16 protein-coding genes are annotated in these 18,033 nt (G+C 65.4%); 4 read left to right on the top strand and 12 right to left on the bottom strand.

All coding sequences use genetic code 11. The annotated features are described in order from the left end of the window. Positions 1–5: 5 nt before the first annotated feature. From A6F68_RS09330 to pgi, 11 genes are all read right to left on the bottom strand, one after another. Positions 6–617, bottom strand: a complete 612-nt coding sequence (locus tag A6F68_RS09330) for a glutathione S-transferase family protein (RefSeq protein WP_067679027.1) — start codon at positions 615–617, stop codon at positions 6–8. Between the two features lie 3 nt (positions 618–620). Next, positions 621–1,409: an enoyl-CoA hydratase-related protein gene (locus A6F68_RS09325; protein ID WP_067679025.1), complete on the bottom strand. Its 789-nt coding sequence runs from the start codon at positions 1,407–1,409 to the stop codon at positions 621–623. A gap of 90 nt (positions 1,410–1,499) precedes the next feature. Next, positions 1,500–1,937 carry a methylmalonyl-CoA epimerase gene (mce, locus tag A6F68_RS09320; RefSeq protein WP_067679022.1) on the bottom strand — a complete coding sequence of 146 codons (438 nt, stop codon included), beginning with the start codon at positions 1,935–1,937 and terminating at the stop codon, positions 1,500–1,502. Then, positions 1,934–2,764: an Abi-alpha family protein gene (locus A6F68_RS09315; protein ID WP_067679019.1), complete on the bottom strand. Its 831-nt coding sequence runs from the start codon at positions 2,762–2,764 to the stop codon at positions 1,934–1,936. The genes mce and A6F68_RS09315 overlap by 4 nt, the downstream gene beginning before the upstream one ends. A 9-nt stretch (positions 2,765–2,773) precedes the next feature. After that, positions 2,774–4,300: an acyl-CoA carboxylase subunit beta gene (locus A6F68_RS09310; RefSeq protein ID WP_067679016.1), complete on the bottom strand. Its 1,527-nt coding sequence runs from the start codon at positions 4,298–4,300 to the stop codon at positions 2,774–2,776. 57 nt (positions 4,301–4,357) lie between these two features. Next, a complete protein-coding gene (locus tag A6F68_RS09305; protein ID WP_067679013.1) occupies positions 4,358–5,080 on the bottom strand; it encodes an SDR family oxidoreductase in 723 nt (240 codons plus the stop codon). Further along, positions 5,080–6,102, bottom strand: coding sequence for an NAD-dependent epimerase/dehydratase family protein (locus A6F68_RS09300; protein ID WP_067679010.1), 1,023 nt, complete (start codon positions 6,100–6,102; stop codon positions 5,080–5,082). Before A6F68_RS09300 ends, A6F68_RS09305 begins: the two co-directional genes overlap by 1 nt. Positions 6,103–6,157: 55 nt before the next feature. Beyond that, entirely contained in the window at positions 6,158–7,507 is a 1,350-nt protein-coding gene (gene gor / locus A6F68_RS09295) for a glutathione-disulfide reductase (RefSeq protein ID WP_067679007.1), read from the bottom strand. Between the two features lie 56 nt (positions 7,508–7,563). Then, entirely contained in the window at positions 7,564–9,003 is a 1,440-nt protein-coding gene (locus A6F68_RS09290) for a DEAD/DEAH box helicase (RefSeq protein WP_067679004.1), read from the bottom strand. Between the two features lie 223 nt (positions 9,004–9,226). After that, the gene (locus tag A6F68_RS09285; RefSeq protein ID WP_067679001.1) at positions 9,227–10,099 is read right to left on the bottom strand and encodes an SGNH/GDSL hydrolase family protein; all 873 of its coding nucleotides are present in this window, start codon (positions 10,097–10,099) and stop codon (positions 9,227–9,229) included. Then, positions 10,096–11,640, bottom strand: a complete 1,545-nt coding sequence (gene pgi / locus A6F68_RS09280) for a glucose-6-phosphate isomerase (RefSeq protein ID WP_067678998.1) — start codon at positions 11,638–11,640, stop codon at positions 10,096–10,098. The genes A6F68_RS09285 and pgi overlap by 4 nt, the downstream gene beginning before the upstream one ends. A 175-nt stretch (positions 11,641–11,815) precedes the next feature. On the opposite strand from pgi, the gene lepB reads away from it, so the two are divergent. Genes lepB through A6F68_RS09260 form a run of 4 tightly spaced genes read left to right on the top strand, consistent with a single transcriptional unit; the run spans position 11,816 to position 15,459 of the window. Further along, positions 11,816–12,622: a signal peptidase I gene (lepB, locus tag A6F68_RS09275; protein ID WP_067682390.1), complete on the top strand. Its 807-nt coding sequence runs from the start codon at positions 11,816–11,818 to the stop codon at positions 12,620–12,622. Continuing rightward, the gene (rnc, locus tag A6F68_RS09270) at positions 12,619–13,290 is read left to right on the top strand and encodes a ribonuclease III (protein WP_074428303.1); all 672 of its coding nucleotides are present in this window, start codon (positions 12,619–12,621) and stop codon (positions 13,288–13,290) included. The genes lepB and rnc overlap by 4 nt, the downstream gene beginning before the upstream one ends. Beyond that, positions 13,287–14,192: a GTPase Era gene (gene era / locus A6F68_RS09265; protein WP_067678996.1), complete on the top strand. Its 906-nt coding sequence runs from the start codon at positions 13,287–13,289 to the stop codon at positions 14,190–14,192. Before rnc ends, era begins: the two co-directional genes overlap by 4 nt. 13 nt (positions 14,193–14,205) lie before the next feature. Next, positions 14,206–15,459, top strand: coding sequence for an MgtC/SapB family protein (locus tag A6F68_RS09260; protein ID WP_067678993.1), 1,254 nt, complete (start codon positions 14,206–14,208; stop codon positions 15,457–15,459). On the opposite strand, the gene topA is transcribed toward A6F68_RS09260, so the two are convergent. Then, positions 15,456–17,990, bottom strand: coding sequence for a type I DNA topoisomerase (topA, locus tag A6F68_RS09255; RefSeq protein WP_067678991.1), 2,535 nt, complete (start codon positions 17,988–17,990; stop codon positions 15,456–15,458). The two genes, A6F68_RS09260 and topA, sit on opposite strands and share 4 nt — an antisense overlap. Between the last annotated feature and the right edge of the window lie 43 nt (positions 17,991–18,033).

Raw genomic sequence — 18,033 nt, 5'->3', positions numbered from 1 at the left:
GTACCTCAGGCGGAAGCGCTGGGCCTCGCACTGACGGTTTCGTGCCACCGGGTCAACGCGGGGAGATCATCCCCCGGCCCGCATCCGACGAACTTCGCGAAATCCACGGTGGTCAGCAGCAGGATGTCGGCCATCGAGAAACGTTCGCCCGCAAGGAATTCGCGGTCGCCCAGCGACTCGTCGAAGAAGGCGAATGCGCGCGCCACATGGCCCTTGTTCGCCTCGCCCCATTCGGCGTTGCGTCCCGGAAGCGCGGCGGTGAACCGGTGGGTGTGGACCCAGACCTGGCCGATCGGGTTCATCGCGATCATCTCGACCCGGCGGTTCCACATCTCGACCACGCCGATCTCGGTCGGGGTACGGCCGAACAACGGCGGATCGGGATGCAAAGCTTCGAGGAAGCGGCAGATGGCCACGCTTTCCGCGATGACCGTCCCATCGTCGAGTTCGAGCGCGGGCGTCTGCCCGCGCGGGTTCTTGGCCACGTACTCGGGCGACTTCTGCTCGCGGGCGAGGATCGAGACGTCCTTGCTGGGCAGCGAGATGCCCTTTTCCGCGGCGAAGATGCGCACGCGGCGCGGGTTCGGCGCAGGGTTGGCGCTGTCGTAGAACAACATGGCTTAGGCTCCCTTGAAGGCGGGTTTGCGCTTCTGAAGGAAGGCCATGCCGCCCTCCATCGCGTCGGCGCTCGCACCCGCAAGGCTCTGGCCTTCCGCCTCGGCGAGCAGGACCTGCGGCAGCGTGCCGTCGAGCGCCGTGGCGATGTTCGCCTTCATCGTGCGGTAGGCGACGGTCGGCCCTTCGCTGAGCAGCGTGGCGAGCGCCATCGCCTCGTCCATCAGCGCCGCGTCGTCCACGGCCTTGTAGATCAGGCCCCATTCCTCGGCCTGGTCGGCCCCGATCTTCTCGCCGAGCATCATCATGCGGGTGGCGCGGGCGCGGCCGATGCTGCGGGCGAGCAGCCAGGTCGAGCCGCCGTCGGGCACCAGGCCGATGTTGACGAAGGCCTGCAGGAAATAGGCGCTGCGCCCTGCGATCACGAAGTCGCCGGCCAGCGCGATCGAGCAGCCCACGCCCGCCGCCGGTCCATTGACCGCGCAGACCACGGGGACCGGGCAACGCATGATCTGGCTGACGAGCGGGTTGTAGTGGTTCTGCAGAGCAAGGTGGCTGCCGCCCTTCATCTGGAGCGCGCTGCGCTCGCCGCGCGCCGCGAGGTCCGCGCCCGAACAGAAGCCCTTTCCCGCCCCGGTGATCAGCACCGCGCGCGCATCGCCGAGGTCGTAGAACGCGGAGGTGAGCTCGTTCGCCAGCTCGATCGAGGCGGCATTGAGCCGCTCGGGCCGGTTGAGCGTGATCTTGAGGACATTCCCGACGCGCTCGGTCAGGATGGTTTCGTAATCGGCCACGCGCGCTCTCCCAAATGTGCGTTTCGCTTCGCAACGGGTGTGACGCGATCGCCCACCTCTGGCAAGTCCGCTACGGCAAGCGAAGTCCGATCAGTGCCCGCCCCGCGGCGACTCCATGATCTCGGTGAGCTGGCCCATCATGTCCTTGGGGTGGAGGAAGAAGATCGGCGTCCCGTGCGCGCCGATACGGGTGGGGCCGAGGATACGCTTGCCCAGCCCCTCGAACCACGCGCGCGCCTCGGCAATGTCGGGCACTTCGTAGCAAAGGTGATGCTGCCCGCCCGCCGGGTTCTTGGCGAGGAAACCGGTAAGCGTGCTGTCCGGCCCCAGCGGCTCGATCAGCTCGATCTGGGTGCCGTTAGTGCCATTCTCGCCCGGCGTATCGACGAAGCAGACCTTCACCCCTTGCTCCGGCAGGTCGAACGGCTCAGTGATCGAGGTCGCCCCCATCACCTCGCGGTAATAGGCCACGCTTTCCGGGATCGAGGGCGTCGCGACGCCGATGTGGTTAAGACGGCCGAGTTTCATTTGGATGCCACTTTCTCCGGGAGGAGATCACCACGACAAGCTACTACGAATGCAATACCCAAAGATGATGGCGTGACAATGTTAGCGTAGAACGTAAAATCTCGGAAAGTGTGGCGGAACTGGGTGCAGGTGAGAAGCATCTCAGATAAAAGTATGGAACGAGCTTGGAAATTTTCGACTTCATCGAAGCGCGAATATAGATCATCTTCAACGAAGGGTACAAAATCAATGCCAACCTTCTCAATTAAGATGTGCTGAGAAAATTGAGGCAAGCTGTCGATATAGTTTTCTAAATCACTTCGGTATTCTAACTTCGATCTTTTGCCTATGAGTGAGCTTATCGTGTCCACTAAGGCGGAGGTGGCGCCGCTTACGGATGCGTCGAGTACGACCTGTGTGACTTCTTTATCGGCACCGATGTCGGATATGAGTTCCGGGCAGACAAATCTTTCCAAGAGCTCAAGCTCTTTTACAGAGAATCGCGAAAGCATTGAGATAAATATGTTCTCTATATACTTCGGATCAAATGACGCAGTTGCAAGTAAATTTGCCCATTTGTCGATTAACGGGCTGGCCTCGTCCTCAAGTGAAGCATTTTCCAAAAGTGGGATTAGCGTCTTAAAGGGAACTTCCTGAGCTTCGAAGCCGTGTTCAGCGGCAATCTGCTTGGCGCGATTTATTGTCTCAAGAGAAGACTTCCAACGGTAGAAGCGGATTTTGTCGCTGAGCAAGTCGCCTACTTCAGCCAACGGTCCGAATATGCGCCTTAAAAAGCTATGCGACTCTTCCGGAATGTCTGGCAAGTTGATATTTAAGTCACCGGTCATGCGGCTTCCTCACAGCGGAATATTGTCATGCTTCTTCCACGGGTTCTCGAGCACCTTCCCGCGTAGCTTGCGCAATCCCAGCGCGATGCGCCGACGCGTCGAGTGGGGATAAATCACCTCGTCGATATACCCCCGCTGCGCCGCGACGAAGGGGTTGGCGAAGCGGTCTTCGTATTCCTTCGTCTTCTCCGCGATCTCCTCCGAACCGAGGCCGCGGAAGATGATCTCGACCGCGCCCTTGGCGCCCATCACGGCGATTTCGGCGGTGGGCCAGGCGTAGTTGAGGTCGCCGCGCAGGTGCTTGGAGGCCATCACGTCGTAGGCGCCGCCATAGGCCTTGCGGGTGATCACGGTGATCTTGGGCACGGTCGCCTCGGCATAGGCGAACAGCAGCTTGGCGCCGTGCTTAATGATGCCGTTGTGCTCCTGCGCCGTGCCGGGGAGGAAGCCGGGCACGTCGACGAAGGTGAGGATCGGGATCTCGAACGCGTCGCAGAATCGCACGAAGCGGGCGGCCTTCTTGGATGAATTGATGTCGAGCACGCCCGCGAGCACCATCGGCTGGTTGGCGACCACGCCCACGGTGCGCCCCTCGATCCGGCCGAACCCGCACAGGATGTTGCCCGCGTGCGCCGGCTGGATCTCGAAGAAATCGCCCTCGTCGAGGACCTTCCGGATCACTTCGTGCATGTCGTAGGGCTGGTTGGCGTTCGCCGGGATCAGCGTGTCGAGGCTGTCCTCGAGCCGGTCCCACGGATCGTCGGTCGGCCGCTCTGGCACCGTCTCGCGGTTCGACAGCGGCAGGAAGTCGAAAAACGCGCGGGTAGCCAGCAGCGCCTCGATGTCGTTCTGGAACGCCACGTCGGCGACGCTGGTCTTGGTGGTGTGAGTCACCGCCCCACCCAATTCCTCCTGCGTGACCACCTCGTTGGTGACGGTCTTCACCACGTCGGGGCCGGTGACGAACATGTAGCTCGAATCCTTCACCATGAAGATGAAGTCGGTCATCGCCGGCGAATAGACCGCCCCGCCCGCGCACGGACCCATGATGAGGCTGATCTGCGGCACCACCCCGCTCGCCAGCACGTTGCGCTGGAACACCTCGGCATAACCGCCCAGCGATGCGACGCCCTCCTGAATGCGCGCGCCGCCACTGTCGTTGAGGCCGATGACGGGCGCGCCGACCTTCATCGCGCTGTCCATCACCTTGCAGATTTTCTCCGCGTGGCGCTTCGATAGAGAGCCTCCGAACACGGTGAAGTCCTGGCTGAACACGAACACCAGCCGGCCATTGATGGTGCCGCTGCCGGTGACGACGCCGTCGCCGGGGATCTTCTGGTCCTGCATCCCGAAGTCGACGCAGTCGTGTTCGACGTAGGCATCGAGTTCCTCGAAGCTGCCCTCGTCGAGCAGCACGTCGAGCCGTTCCCGTGCGGTGAGCTTGCCCTTGGCGTGCTGCGCGGCGATCCGCTTTTCGCCCCCGCCCAGCTTGGCGGCGGCGCGGCGGCGTTCCATCTCGGCGATATTGGCAGACATGCTCTCTCCGTGTTCGACAGCGGCGGTTAGGCCGGTCGAAAGCGAAGCGTCAAGCTGTCAGAATTTCAGCATGATGCGCCTGGCGAGCGCGGGACTTGCCGAATGCACCGCCTTCAGCAGCTTGACCATGCCGACGTTCGCCTCGGTCCGGTCCTGCTCGATCGCGCGGATGATCTGGCGGGCGCATTCCTCTGCCGGCATCTTGCGGTTGGCGCGCCCGGCGGTCATCTGCGTGTCGACCACCGGGGGCAGGGCCTCGATCACGTTGACCGACGTGCCCGCGAGCTGGGCGCGGATCGCCTGGGTATAGGCCCTGAGGCCTGCCTTGGTCGCGCAATAGACCGGCCCGCCCGCACGCGGTGCGATCGCCAGGCCGCTGGTGACGTTGACGATCGCCGCCTGCGGCCGACCCTTCAGCTGCTCCACGAATGCGGCGATCAGCCGGATCGGGGTGTTGAGGTTGGCATAGATGCAGTCGTCGGCGGCATCGGGATCGGGCGGGGCCTCCCGGAAATCGTGGTCGACGCCCTGCCCGGCATTGTTGATCAGCACGTCGATCTCGCGTTCGCCCAGCGTGTCGACGATCGTCCGGACCCCGGCGGGAGAAGACAGGTCGGTCTCTATCGCCTCGAAGCCCGCATCACGCATCCGCGCAAGGCCGTCGCTGGAGCGGCCGGTCAGGATCACCTCCGCGCCTTTCGCCTTCAGCTGGTGCGCCATCGCCTCGCCGATACCGGCTGTTCCTCCGGTGAGGAGGACCGTCTTGCCTTCGAGCCGCATCAGACCTTCACCACCCCATGCGCGATCAGGCTTTTCGCGCAGTCGACGATGCTCTCCGCCTCGGGCCGGGTGGCCCATCCGAGTCGCTCCTTCGCGTGGCTGAAATCGACGTTGCGGCTCTTGCCGATCTCCGCCTTGATCGAACGGACGCCCGGATTCACCAGCGCCAGGATGCTCACCATCCAGTTCGGCATGACGCGCGTCGGCACCTTGCGGGTCTGTTCGGGCGGCAGGTTGTCGCGCAGGATCCGCGCGACCTCGATCATCTTGTAGAAGCGTCCCGAGGCAAGGAACCGCTCGCCGGCGAGGCCCGGGGTCTCGAGGCAGCGCACGTGCAGGTCCGCGCAGTCGCGTGTGTCGACGATCGCGAACCCGAGGTCGGGCGCCATCGGCATCGATCCGTTGAGGAGCTGTTTCACGACCTCGACCGAGGGACTGAAATCCGCGTCGTGCACCGGCCCCAGAACCATCGACGGGTTGACCGAGACGAACTCGATCCCACCGCCTTCCGCAGCGACCCAGTCGCGCGCGGCGCGCTCGGCGATCGTCTTCGATTTGACGTAAGGGTAGACGTCGGGGTGGTCGACGTTTGTCCAGTCCTTCTCGCTGACGGTGTAGACCTTCTCGGCGCGGCCATAGGCGACCGCTGCCATCGAACTCGTCTGGACGAAGCGCGTGACCCCGGCATCGCGCGCGAAACGCAGCGCGCGCAGCGTGCCCTCGCGCGCGGGCACGATCATCTCGTCCTCGTGCTTCGGAGCGGCGGCGGCGATCGGCGAGGCGACGTGGGCGACATGGGTGCAGCCTGCGGTGGCTTCGGCCCACCCGGCGTCGTCCATCAGTTCGGCTTCGAACACCGACAATTGCTCGCCCGCGTCGGGCCAGCGCTTGCGCAGCTTGCCCTCGCTTTTCGCATTGCTGCGGACGGTGGTGCGCATCGTCCAGCCCTTGCCCAGCAACTGGTCGATCAGCTCCCCGGCGATATAGCCGGTGCCGCCGGTGACGAGGACGGTTCCACCCATGCCCTTCTCCCTTCGCCGTCGAGGCTACGCCGCGGGCCCACGATAGGCAATCGACCTACTTCAGGAGCACCAGTTCTTCCGCCATCGTCGGATGGATCGCGACTGTCGCGTCGAAATCGGCCTTGGTCAGGCCCGCTTTCACCGCCACCGCGGCGGCCTGCATGATCTCGGCGGAATCCGGGCCGATCATGCCGATGCCGACGATCCGGTCGTTCGCCGCATCGACGATCATCTTGTACAGCGCCCGCTCGGTGCGTCCGGCGAGCACGTTCTTCATTGGGCGGAAGTCCGACTGGTAGACCTTGATGTTGCCGAGCTTGTTGCGCGCTTCGCCCTCGGTCATGCCGACCGCGGCGAGCGGCGGGTGGCTGAACACCGCTGACGGGATCACCGTGTGGTCGACCGCGACCGGATCGCCCTTGCCGAAGACGGTGTCGGCGAAAGCCTGCCCCTCGCGGATCGCCACCGGGGTCAGCTGCACCCGGTCGGTCACGTCGCCGACCGCGTAGATATGGTCGACACTGGTCTTGCTGAACCGGTCGACCTTGATCTCGCCCTTGTCGCCCAGTTCGACCCCGGCCTTGTCCAGCCCGAGACCTTCGGTGTTGGGGACCCGGCCGGTCGCGAACAGCACGCAATCAACGGTCATGTCCTCGTGCCCGGACATCGAGACCTTCAGCGCCTTGCCGCTCCGCTTGATGCTCTTGAACTGGGCGTTGAACCGGAAGTCGATGCCCTTGGCCATGCTGATCTGGAGCAGCCTGTCCGAGAGCGAGCGATCATAACCGCGCAGCAACTGATCGCCGCGGATCATCAGCGTGACCTTGCTGCCGAATTCGTTGAAGATGCCGGCGAATTCGTTGGCGATATAGCCGCCCCCGGCGATCAGCACGCGCTTGGGGATCGCGTCGAGATGGAACGCCTCGTTGCTGGTGATGCCGAGATCGTTGCCCGGGCAATCGGGCACGTGCGGCCGGGCCCCGGTCGCGATCAGGATGTATTTCGCGGTAACGGACTTGCCGCCGGCGAGCTTGATCTCGTGCGGGCCGACCAGTTCGGCGCGCTCCAGAATGATCTCCACGTCGTGGTTGTTCAGCGTGTCGGTGTAGGCGCCATTGAGCCGGTCGACGTCTTTGAGCACGTTGTCGCGCAGGGTCTTCCAGTCGAACTTCGGTTTGCTGATCGTCCAGCCGAAGTTCTTCGCGTCTTCGAGGTCTTCGGCAAAATGCGCGCCGTAGACGAGCATCTTCTTCGGCACGCAGCCGCGGATGACGCAGGTGCCGCCGACGCGGTATTCCTCGGCGATCGCGACCCGCGCGCCATGCGCCGCCGCAACCCGGCTCGCGCGGACCCCGCCCGAGCCTGCCCCGATTACAAAGAGATCGTAGTCGTATTCGCCGGCCATAAGCTTCTCCTGTCGGGGAGTTCGCCTATGGCGCGGCGAAAGTTACCGGGCAACCGTCAGCCGCGCGATCGGCGCTGGAAGTTTCCACCGCCCTGGCCGCCGCCGTTGCCGCCACCGGCGCCCTTGCCGCGGAACCGGCGACGCTTGTTCTGACCGCCGCCGGCAGGCTTGGCTGCGCGATCGCCGCCCTGCGCTGCCGGGCGCTCGGCCTGGCGCTCGTCCCGGCGCGGACCGCGATCGTTTCGGCGATCGCCGCCGAGCGGCTTGGGATGGACCTTCTTGGCGCGCGGCTGCTGGACCTGGCCCGGGTTCCCCTTGGGCCGGACGATCGGCATTTCCTCGATGAAGGCGCGGAAGTTGTCGGGCAGCGGCAGGCGTTCGCAAGTGACGCCTGTCAGCTTCTGGATGTCGCGCAGGTAGGCGCGTTCGTCCTCGGCGCAGAGCGTCATGGCGATGCCGTCCGCACCCGCGCGCGCCGTCCGGCCGATACGGTGGACGTACTGCTCGGACACGTTGGGCAGCTCGAAGTTGATCACGTGGCTCACGCCCGGGATATCGATCCCGCGCGCCGCGATGTCGGTCGCGACGAGGATCGGCACCCTGCCCGACTTGAAGTTGGCAATGGCCCGCTCGCGCTGCGGCTGGCTCTTGTTGCCGTGGATCGCGTCGGCCTGGATGCCGGCCTGTGCCAGCTTCTTCACGACGCGGTCCGCACCGTGCTTCGTGCGGGTGAAAATCAGCACGCGCTCCATGCCCTCGGTCTTGGGATAGCGCTTGCGCAGGATCATCTCCAGCAGGCCCTGCTTCTCCGACTGGCTGACGAGCGTGACATATTGCTCGACGCGCTCGGCAGTGGTCGCCGCCGGGGTGACCGAGACGTGCGCCGGGTTGGTCAGGTACTGTTTCGACAGATCCTTGATCGAAGACGGCATGGTGGCGCTGAACAGCAGCGTCTGCCGCTCCTTCGGCATCAGCGCGACGAGCTTGCGCAGCGCATGGATGAAGCCAAGGTCGAGCATCTGGTCCGCCTCGTCGAGGACGAGGATCTCCACGCCGTCGAGCCGGAAGGCCTTCTGGTCGACGAGATCGAGCAAACGGCCCGGCGTGGCGACGAGGATATCGGTGCCGCGGTGGAGCTTGTTACGGTCCTTGCCGACCGAGGTGCCTCCGACGACAACCGAGACCTTGAGGCCGGTGAAGCCGCCGTAGTCCTCGGCGCTCTTGGCGATCTGGCCCGCGAGCTCGCGGGTTGGGGCGAGCACGAGCATCCGGCACGATTTGAACGGCGTCTGCCGCCCCGCCTCGCGCAAATTGTCGATGCTGGGCAGCATGAACGCGGCGGTTTTGCCAGTCCCGGTCTGCGCGATGCCGAGCAGGTCGCGGCCCTCGAGCACGAGCGGAATCGCCTGCGTCTGGATCGGAGTGGCAACGGTATAGTTCTTCTGCTCCAGCGCCTGGAGGATGGGCTGCGAAAGCCCGAGTTGTTCGAATGACATGTGGTGTAGACTCGTATGCGAGCGACAGCGCGCAGCAGCTTTCGCTGCGCGCGTTCGCGGGGTGGTTGGAGCCGCCAGACTGTTGCCTGGGGGCCCCGTCAACGACCCGCGTGAAATGGGAAGTCAGGGAAATGAACCGAGATGCGGCCGGGGCGGTTTCCCGCCTGTTCACGCTGCCAGGGCTTCTCGATGCCGGCGCATATGGTGCGTTGCAGCGAGAAAGTCAATCGGAAGCGGTCGCGGCGTCGTCAAACTGCTCCATCGCCACCTTCTGCAATGCCGCGGCGACCTTCGGATCGATGCCGAGTTCGTTTGCCGCCTTCTCTCCCGCGCCGAAGCGGCGCACATCGTAACCGGTGATCTGCGCGAACACGACCAGCGCCTCGAGATACGAACCCTCTGCGCTCGCGTGGTACTGGTCGTAGCTCCACAGATCGACCTTGCCGAAGTCGCGCCCGTCATAGGGGTTGGCGTCGGCCACGCCCGCCTCGATGGCTCGCTGCCAGGCCTCGCCCACCGGGATCACGCCGTCGATGTCGTCGGACGCGGCGTCGGCTGCGTCGAGCGCACGGCGCACGTCGATCGCCATCGTTGCGAGCGGCTTGCCGAACCAGTGTCCGGTCGGCTTGTACGCCTGATCCGCGCGGGTCCATGTCGCCAGCAGGTAGACCTTCACGCCCGGGTTGCGCGCCGTGACGAGGCGGGCGAGCTCCGGCGCGTCGCGCGCGGTCGATGCGGGGTTGCCGGGGTTCTTCGCGTCGAGCGTCGAATACTGCTGCAGCACCACGACATCCCACGGCTTGTCGATCGCCTGTCGCTTTTCGGAAAGATGGTAGGCCAGGTCGCTCCCGCCGCGCAGTTCGTGGCTTGCTTCCCATTCGAACCCCGCCTGCTCCGCGAAGCGTTCGAAGATCGCCGGGATGCCGCCGATATTCGCTTCCCCCAGCGCCTCGACACTGTCCGCGCGATATCGCAGCGCCGACGAGTTTGCGCCCATGGTGAAGCTGTTCCCGACGAACAGGATGCGCTCGTGTGCAAGCGCGGCGTCCGCTCCGAACGCTGCCAGCGCCAGCGCGGCGGCAGTCAGCAGCTTCATGCCGAAAGCCCCGCCGCCTCGAGCAGCGCCCGCGTGCTCGGGTCGAAATCGCCCCCGCCCGCCTCAATGTCCTTGGCCATCTTCTTGCCGAGCTCGACCCCGAACTGGTCGAAGGGGTTGATGCCGAGGAGGACCGCATTCGCGAACGTGCGGTGCTCGTGGAACGCGATGAGCGCGCCCAATGTGGCGGCGTCGATATCGTCGCACAGGATCGTCGCGCTGGGCCGGTCGCCGGGGAAAGCTCGCGCCGGGTCCTTGCCGTCGGCGCTCATGTTGCCGCCGGCCATCAGCGCCGCGCCTTGCGCAAAGCAGTTGGTAAGGAGGATCGCATGGTGCGCCGGATCGAGCGCGTCGCCCGGAGCAACGCTGGCGATGAAGTCCACCGGCACCTCCACGGTGCCCTGGTGAAGCAGCTGGAACACCGCGTGCTGCCCATCGGTCCCCACCCCGCCCCAGGTGATCGGGGCAGTCGCGCCCTCGACCGGCTCTCCGTCGAAGGTCACGCGCTTTCCGTTCGATTCCATCTCGAGCTGCTGGAGGTAGTCGGGAAACAGCTTCAGCCGCTCGTCATAGGCGAACACCGCGCGCGTCTGGCACCCGCGCACGCGGGTGTAGAGCTGATCGGCAAAGGCCGCGCGCAGCGGCAGGTTGGCGCGCCCGTCGGTATCGCGAAAGTGCACGTCGACCGCGTGGGCGCCGGCGAGCATGGCGTCGAACGCCTCCCACCCCACGCCGAGAGCGATCGGGAAGCCGATCGACGACCACAGCGAATACCGTCCGCCGACGCTTTCGGAGAACGGCAGCACGCGGGTTTCGTCGACGCCCCATTCGACCGCCTTGTCGGGTGCTGCCGTCAGGGCGACCACGCGGCCGTAGGGATCGACAACGCCGTTCTCCTTGAGCCAGTCGAGTGCGCTGGCCGCGTTGGTCATCGTCTCAATCGTCGTGAAGGTCTTGCTGGCGACGGCGACCATCGTCGTCGCGGGATCGGCGGCGGCAAAGGCCTCTTCCAGCGCGAGCCCGTCGATGTTCGAGACGACATGGACTTCGACCAGCGCGCCGTCCCTCGCCAGGGCGTCGATCGCCAGCTTGGGGCCCAACGCAGAGCCGCCGATGCCGATATGGATCAGGTGGCGGATTTCGCCCAGCGCCCCCCGGTGAATGGCATCGACCAGCAGGTGCATGCGGTGATGAAACTCCGCCGCTTCCTCGACCGACGCTTCCGCGCCGATCCCGCGCTGCGCGGTATGCTCGGCCGCGCGCCCCTCGGTCACGTTGATCGCCGCGCCGGACAGCAGCGCGGCGCGCCGGCCGGCAAAGTCGCTCGCGTCGGCAAGCGCCTCGAACGCAGCCAGCACATCGTCGTCGAGATGGGTCTTAGACCAGTCGAAGATGGCGCCGCCCATGTCCTCGCTTCCCGGCCAGTCCAGCCGGGCCGAAAGCTTGCCGAGGCGATCGGGATCAGCCGTGAACAGTTGGCCGAGCGTGGGCTGCTGCAAAGCCTCGATCGCATCCCATGCTTTCCGGACCGCAACGTTCACATTAAATTCCTTTCCTACCCGCCACACTCGCGCCTAGTGGAGCGCAGATGATCGATAGCCGCACCCCGCTTTCCCGGCCACCGTCTGCGCTGCATGAAGTCGTATTCTCCGCGGAAGGCACTTTTACTTCAGGACTGTGTGACAGGTGTGACACGCCCGTCGAAGGATGCGTCCGATGACGGCCAGTGTCGAGGTCGTCAGGACGCCCGGCGAACCCGAGAAGGAAAGCTGGGGAAGCTTTGGCGCGTTCGTCCTCAAGCTCGCGGTCGCGGTGTTCGTGTTCCGCAGCTTCTTCTTCTCGTTCTACACGATCCCCAGCGAATCGATGCTCCCGCGTCTTTGGAATGGCGACTACTTCGTCGCGGCGAAATGGCCCTATGGCTATTCGCGCTGGTCGTTGCCGTTCAACCTGCCCCTGATCCCCGGCCAGGTCTTCGCCTCCCTGCCCGAGCGGGGCGACGTGGTCGTATTCAAGCACCCGGTCGATAAGGTCGACTACATCAAGCGCGTGATCGGCCTGCCCGGAGACAGCGTGGCGATGAAGGGCGGGCAGATCATCCTCAACGGGGTTCCCGTGAAGCGCGAGCGCGTGGCCGACTTCGTCATCCCGCAATCGCCCAACACCGCCTGCGCCTGGGGTGGCATCGGCAGCCCCGCAACCTGCACCTATGCCCAGTACCGGGAAACGCTGCCGTCGGGCGTCACCTATGACACGCTCGACTTCGGGCGCACGCCGCAGGACGATTTCGGACCGGTAATCGTGCCCGAGGGCAGCGTATTCGCCATGGGCGACAATCGCGACAATTCGCAGGACAGCCGGTTTCCTGCCAGTCCGGGTGGCGGGGTGGGCATGATCCCCACCGAGCTGATGGTCGCGCGGGCGAGCGTGATGGTTTGGTCGACCGACGGCTCGGCGGACTGGATCAAGCCGTGGACCTGGTTCTCGGCAGCTCGATGGGATCGCATCGGGGACGGCATATGAGCATCCTCGCAACCGAAACCCGTAAATGGCTCGCGGACACCGGATTCACCGTGCGCGACGAGACGATGTGGCGTGCCGCGCTGACCCATGGCAGCACGGGCGATGCCGCCAACTACGAACGGCTCGAATGGCTCGGCGACCGCGTGCTCGCGCTGTCGGTGTCCGAATGGCTCTACCAGACCGACGACTCCGCCGAAGGCCAGTTGGCGCAGCGCCTCAACGCTCTGGTCAGCCGCGACACGTGCGCTTGCTGCGCCCGCGACATCGGGGTGCCCGAGCACATGCGCCTGGGCAAGCAGGCGCGCGACGACGGCGCGCATGACAGCGACAACGTGCTGGGCGACGTGATGGAGGCCCTGCTGGGCGCGAATTTCCTCGATGCCGGTTTCGACCCCACGCGGGATCTTATCCGCGTGTTGTGGCGCGAGGCGTTCGATGGGCGTCGCGGGCGCTCCAAGCACCCCAAGTCAGCACTCCAGGAATGGGCTGCGGGCAATCGGCGCAAGCCGCCGGTCTACGAGCTCAAGGACCGCTCGGGCCCCGATCACAGCGCCAGCTTTACCGTTCGCGTGAGCGTCCTCAACGTCGGCGAGGTGGAAGCGACCGGCAACAGCAAGCAGCAGGCGGAAACCGCCGCCGCCAAGGCTTTCATGGAGAAATTCGGATGACCGCCGAGACATCCACGCGATGCGGCTTCGTCGCGGTGATTGGAGCGCCCAACGCGGGCAAGTCCACCTTGGTCAATGCGCTCGTCGGCCAGAAGGTCGCCATCGTCAGCGCCAAGGCGCAGACCACCCGGGCACGGCTGATGGGGATCGCTCTGGAGGACAAGACGCAGATGGTCCTGGTGGATACGCCGGGCATCTTCGCACCCAGGCGCCGACTGGACCGGGCGATGGTCAGCGCGGCGTGGGAGGGAGCGCACGCCGCCGATGCGATCCTGCTGGTGGTCGACCCGGTCAAGCAGCGACGGCACGAGCTCGAGCCGCTGGTGGAAGCGCTGGGAAGACGGCCGGAGCGCAAGATACTCGTCCTCAACAAGGTCGACGTGGCTAAGAAGGAGCCGTTGCTGGTCCTCGCGCAGGAGCTGACCGGCAAGGTCGACTTCGCCGAGGTGTTCTTTGTGTCGGCGCAGACCGGAGACGGCGTGGCCGAGATGAAGGTCGCGCTCGCCGCGATGATGCCCGAAGGCGAATGGATCTATCCGGAGGATCAGGTCAGCGATGCCAGCGAACGCCTGATGGCGGCAGAGATAACCCGCGAGCAGCTTTACAAACAGCTGCACGAGGAACTGCCCTACGACAGCGCGGTCCGGCCCGAGCAGTACATCGAACGCAAGGACGGCAGCGTCGAGATTCACCAGCAGATCGTTGTCGGCCGCGACAACCAGCGGGCGATCGTGCTCGGCAAGGGCGGCAGCCGCATCAAGGCGATCGGCGAGGCAGCGCGCGCGGAGCTATCCGAGGTTCTCGGCCAGAAGGTTCACCTGTTCCTTCACGTGAAGGTCGAGGAAAACTGGGCCGAAAGCCGCGAAATCTTTGAGGAAATCGGGCTGGATTGGGTGCGCTAGGCACGCGGGGCTGATGGAACCAGCTGATCCGTTCCTCGCCCTGGGAGCCGCGCTGTGCGCCGGGCTCCTCATCGGGATCGAGCGCGGGTGGAAGCTTCGCAACGAACGGCCGGGCGAACGCGTCGCCGGGGTCCGGACGTTCACCCTTCTCGGACTGGTCGCGGGTCTTTCGGGATTGCTCGCCGCACAGGGTTACACGCTCGTCTCGGGATTGATCGCCACGGGCTGCACGGCGATCGTCGCAGCCGGTTACTGGAAGGGCGTTGGGGCCGGCGGGAAGCCCGATGCCACCTCGGCTGTCGCGGCGATGGTGACGCTCGGCCTCGGTTTCGTCGCGGGAAGCAGCAACCCGGCCCTGGCGGTCGCCGCGGCTGCGGTCGTCACCCTCGTCCTGGCGCTGCGGACCGAAGTTCACCGCTGGATCGGGTTGCTCGACGAGGCCGATATCAAGGCGTTCGCCCGCTACGCGGTGATCGCGGGAGCAATCTATCCGTTCCTTCCCGACGGTCGTTACGGCCCCTACGATGCGTGGGATCCGCATGCGCTTTGGCTGGTCGTGATCGTGGTCACCGGTTTCTCATTGGCCGGGTACCTCGCCAATCGCCTGTTCGGCGCACGGCGCGGGACTATCGCGACCGCGATCATCGGAGGCGCGTACAGCTCTACGGCGGTGACCCAGTCGTTTTCCCAGCGGCTTGGATCGGGCGCTGGAGGTAGCGCCGAGAATGCGGGCATCGCGCTGGCAACCGCAGTCATGTACCTGCGGGTGATCGTGCTGGTCGCCATCCTCGCCGGCAGCCTGCTGATGCCGTTCCTGCTCATCGTCGCGCCCGCGCTGATCGTGGCCGCGATTGCCAGCTACGTGCTCTACCGCAAGGCGGAGGCGAGCACCGGCCCTGCCCCGCCGGGCAACCCGATCGCACTCCTCCCGGCGTTTGCTTTCGTCGCCTTCGTCGCAGTGGCCGCGGTGGCAGCGCGCTGGGCCGAAGGCACGTTCGGCGAAGAAGGGATCGCGATTCTGCTACTGACGATGGGCACGATGGACGTCGACGCGGCGATCGTCACCGCGGGCGGTCTGGAGCCGGGCACGATCGCGCCCGCACTCGCCGCACTGGCGATCGGGGGGACCATCCTCGCGAACATGCTCGTCAAACTGGGCGTCGCCCTCGCATATGGACGCGGCGCCGCGCGGCCCGCGGCGCTCGCGCTCGGGGCGAGCATGATCGCGCTCGCCGCCAGCCTGGCGGCTGGATACCTGCGGCTCTAGGAAGCCTTCGCCTTTTTCGGCGCCGCCTTCTTCTTCGCAGGAGCCTTCCGGCCCTTCTTCTTTGCCGGCCCCTTTGCCGCCCGCGCGTCGATCAGTTCGATCGCCTGCGCTTCGGTCACGTCCTCGGGCTTCACGTCTTTCGGCAAGGTCGCGTTGGTCGTCCCGTCGGTCACGTAGGGCCCGTACCGACCAGGCATCACCTTCATTTCCCCGCCGCTGGTGGGATGCGCACCGAGCGTCTTGATCGGCTCGGCCTTCGCCCGACCGCCGCCCGCGCCGCGATTGGCGGCCTGGGCGAGAATGTCGACCGCGCGGTTCATGCCGACTTCGAACACCTCACGGGTGCTGGTCAGCTTGCCGTACTTGCCGTCGTGGCGGAGGTACGGGCCGTAACGGCCGATGTTCGCCTCGATCTCCCTGCCGGTCTCGGGATGCTCGCCGACGATGCGCGGGAGCGACAGCAGCTTCAACGCCCATTCGAGATCGAAATCGTCGAGGTCTTTCGGAATGCTCGCACGCTTGGCGTCCTTGCCCTCGCCGAGCTGGACGTAGGGACCGAAGCGACCCGCCTTGCGAACCACCTCGAGGCCGCTCTCCGGGTCCTTGCCCATCGAGCCGTCCTCGCCGCTGTCCGCACCGCCGCCCGGACTGGCGAACTGGCGGGTGTACTTGCACTCGGGATAATTCGAGCAGGCAATGAACGCGCCGAACTTGCCGCCGCGCAGGCTCAGCCGCCCGCCCGAGCGCCCTTCGGCAAGGCACGTCTGGCATTCGCGCGGGTCGTGGCCGTCGGCGCGCGGCGGGAACAGGTAGTCGCCCAGATATTCGTCGAGCGCCTCGGTCACTTCCGAGGGCTTGCGCTCCATCACGTCCTCGGTCTTCGGCTTGAAGTCGAGCCAGAACTGGCGGAGCAGCTTCTTCCAGTCCTCCTTGCCGTCGGAAACGATATCGAGCTCGTCTTCCATCCCTGCAGTGAAGTCATAGGCCACGTAGCGCTCGAAGAATCGCTCGAGGAACGCCGTCAACAAGCGCCCCGATTCCTCTGCGAAGAAACGGTTTTTCTCCATCCGCACGTACTCGCGGTCGCGCAGGGTCTGGATGGTGGAGGCGTAAGTCGAAGGCCGGCCGATACCCAGTTCCTCGAGCCGCTTCACCAGCGATGCCTCGGAAAAGCGCGGCGGCGGCTGGGTGAAGTGCTGGGTCGCGTCGACGCCGGTCTTCGCCGGGCTGTCGCCCTTGCGCATCAGCGGCAGCAAACCTTCGTCGTCGTCCTCGCCCTTCTGGTCGAAGCTCTCTTCGTAGACGGCGAGAAACCCCGGAAACTTCACGACTTGTCCGGTCGCACGCAGCTCGTGCCGCCCAGTCGGATCGCGCAAGGTGACCGTGGTGCGCTCGAGGCTCGCGGCGGCCATCTGGCTCGCCATCGCGCGCTTGAAGATGAGGTCGTAGAGACGTGCTTCGTCGCCCTGCCCCGCCCGCTCGCGCCCGAAGTCGGTCGGCCGGATCGCCTCGTGCGCTTCCTGCGCATTCTTGGCCTTTGTCTGATACATGCGCGGCTTTTCGGGAAGGTAATGCCCGCTGAACCGGTCGCTGATCGCCTTGCGGCAGGCACTGATCGCGCTGCCGTCCATCTGAACCCCGTCGGTCCGCATGTAGGTGATCGCGCCCTGTTCGTAGAGCGTCTGCGCCAGCCGCATGGTGTGGCTCGCCGAATAACCGAGCTTGCGCGCAGCTTCCTGCTGCAGGGTTGATGTCGTGAACGGCGGCGCCGGGTTGCGCTTGAGCGGCTTGGTCTCGACATCTTCGACCGTGAACCGCGCGTCCTCGACAGCCTTTTTCGCGGCTTCGGCAGTGCCTTGGTCGCCGATGCTGAGACGTTCCAGCTTCTTGCCATCGTAGACCACCAGCCGCGCGTCGAACGCGGTCCCGTCGTGCTGCATATGCGCGACGACCGACCAGTATTCCTGCGCGACGAAGGCCTCGATCTCACGCTCACGCTCGACGATCAGGCGCAGCGCCACCGACTGCACCCGGCCCGCGCTTTTCGCCCCAGGCAAGCGACGCCAAAGCACTGGCGACAGCGTGAAGCCGTACAGATAATCGAGCGCACGGCGCGCGAGGTAGGCGTCGATCAGGTCCTGGTCGAGGTCCCGAGGCTTCTGCATCGCCTCCGTCACCGCGTTCTTGGTGATCGCGTTGAAGGTCACCCGTTGGACGTTTTCGGGCAGCGCCTTCTTCTTCGCGAGCAGGTCGCGCACGTGCCAGCTGATCGCTTCGCCCTCGCGATCGGGGTCGGTGGCGAGGATCAGGCGGTCCGCCTTCTTCGCGAGGTCGGCGATGTCCTTCACCCGGCCCTGCTTGTCGCGGTAGACCTCCCAGTCCATCGCGAAATCCTCGTCGGGACGCACGCTGCCGTCCTTGGGCGGCAGGTCGCGCACGTGGCCGTACGAAGCGAGGACCTTGAAGTCCGAGCCCAGGTATTTCTCGATGGTCTTCGCCTTGGCCGGCGATTCTACGATGACAAGCTGCATGGGAGTGAGTGGTCGTCCTTACGCGTATACGTGTACGCGAGGG

Source organism: Tsuneonella dongtanensis (genome assembly GCF_001698205.1).
Classification (GTDB): Bacteria; Pseudomonadota; Alphaproteobacteria; order Sphingomonadales; family Sphingomonadaceae; genus Tsuneonella; species Tsuneonella dongtanensis.
The sequence above is the reverse complement of the archived record's forward strand: the minus strand, read 5'-3'. Positions and strand labels throughout refer to the sequence as shown.

Excerpts from the sequence above, each read along its gene's own strand:
- lepB (WP_067682390.1), top strand. The coding sequence starts at position 11,816 with ATGACGGCCAGTGTCGAGGTCGTCAGGACGCCCGGCGAACCCGAGAAG.
- A6F68_RS09305 (WP_067679013.1), bottom strand. The coding sequence starts at position 5,080 with ATGCGGCTCGAAGGCAAGACGGTCCTCCTCACCGGAGGAACAGCCGGT.
- mce (WP_067679022.1), bottom strand. The coding sequence starts at position 1,937 with ATGAAACTCGGCCGTCTTAACCACATCGGCGTCGCGACGCCCTCGATC.
- A6F68_RS09315 (WP_067679019.1), bottom strand. The coding sequence starts at position 2,764 with ATGACCGGTGACTTAAATATCAACTTGCCAGACATTCCGGAAGAGTCG.
- era (WP_067678996.1), top strand. The coding sequence starts at position 13,287 with ATGACCGCCGAGACATCCACGCGATGCGGCTTCGTCGCGGTGATTGGA.
- A6F68_RS09310 (WP_067679016.1), bottom strand. The coding sequence starts at position 4,300 with ATGTCTGCCAATATCGCCGAGATGGAACGCCGCCGCGCCGCCGCCAAG.
- gor (WP_067679007.1), bottom strand. The coding sequence starts at position 7,507 with ATGGCCGGCGAATACGACTACGATCTCTTTGTAATCGGGGCAGGCTCG.
- rnc (WP_074428303.1), top strand. The coding sequence starts at position 12,619 with ATGAGCATCCTCGCAACCGAAACCCGTAAATGGCTCGCGGACACCGGA.
- A6F68_RS09300 (WP_067679010.1), bottom strand. The coding sequence starts at position 6,102 with ATGGGTGGAACCGTCCTCGTCACCGGCGGCACCGGCTATATCGCCGGG.
- A6F68_RS09285 (WP_067679001.1), bottom strand. The coding sequence starts at position 10,099 with ATGAAGCTGCTGACTGCCGCCGCGCTGGCGCTGGCAGCGTTCGGAGCG.
- A6F68_RS09260 (WP_067678993.1), top strand. The coding sequence starts at position 14,206 with ATGGAACCAGCTGATCCGTTCCTCGCCCTGGGAGCCGCGCTGTGCGCC.
- topA (WP_067678991.1), bottom strand. The coding sequence starts at position 17,990 with ATGCAGCTTGTCATCGTAGAATCGCCGGCCAAGGCGAAGACCATCGAG.
- A6F68_RS09290 (WP_067679004.1), bottom strand. The coding sequence starts at position 9,003 with ATGTCATTCGAACAACTCGGGCTTTCGCAGCCCATCCTCCAGGCGCTG.
- A6F68_RS09330 (WP_067679027.1), bottom strand. The coding sequence starts at position 617 with ATGTTGTTCTACGACAGCGCCAACCCTGCGCCGAACCCGCGCCGCGTG.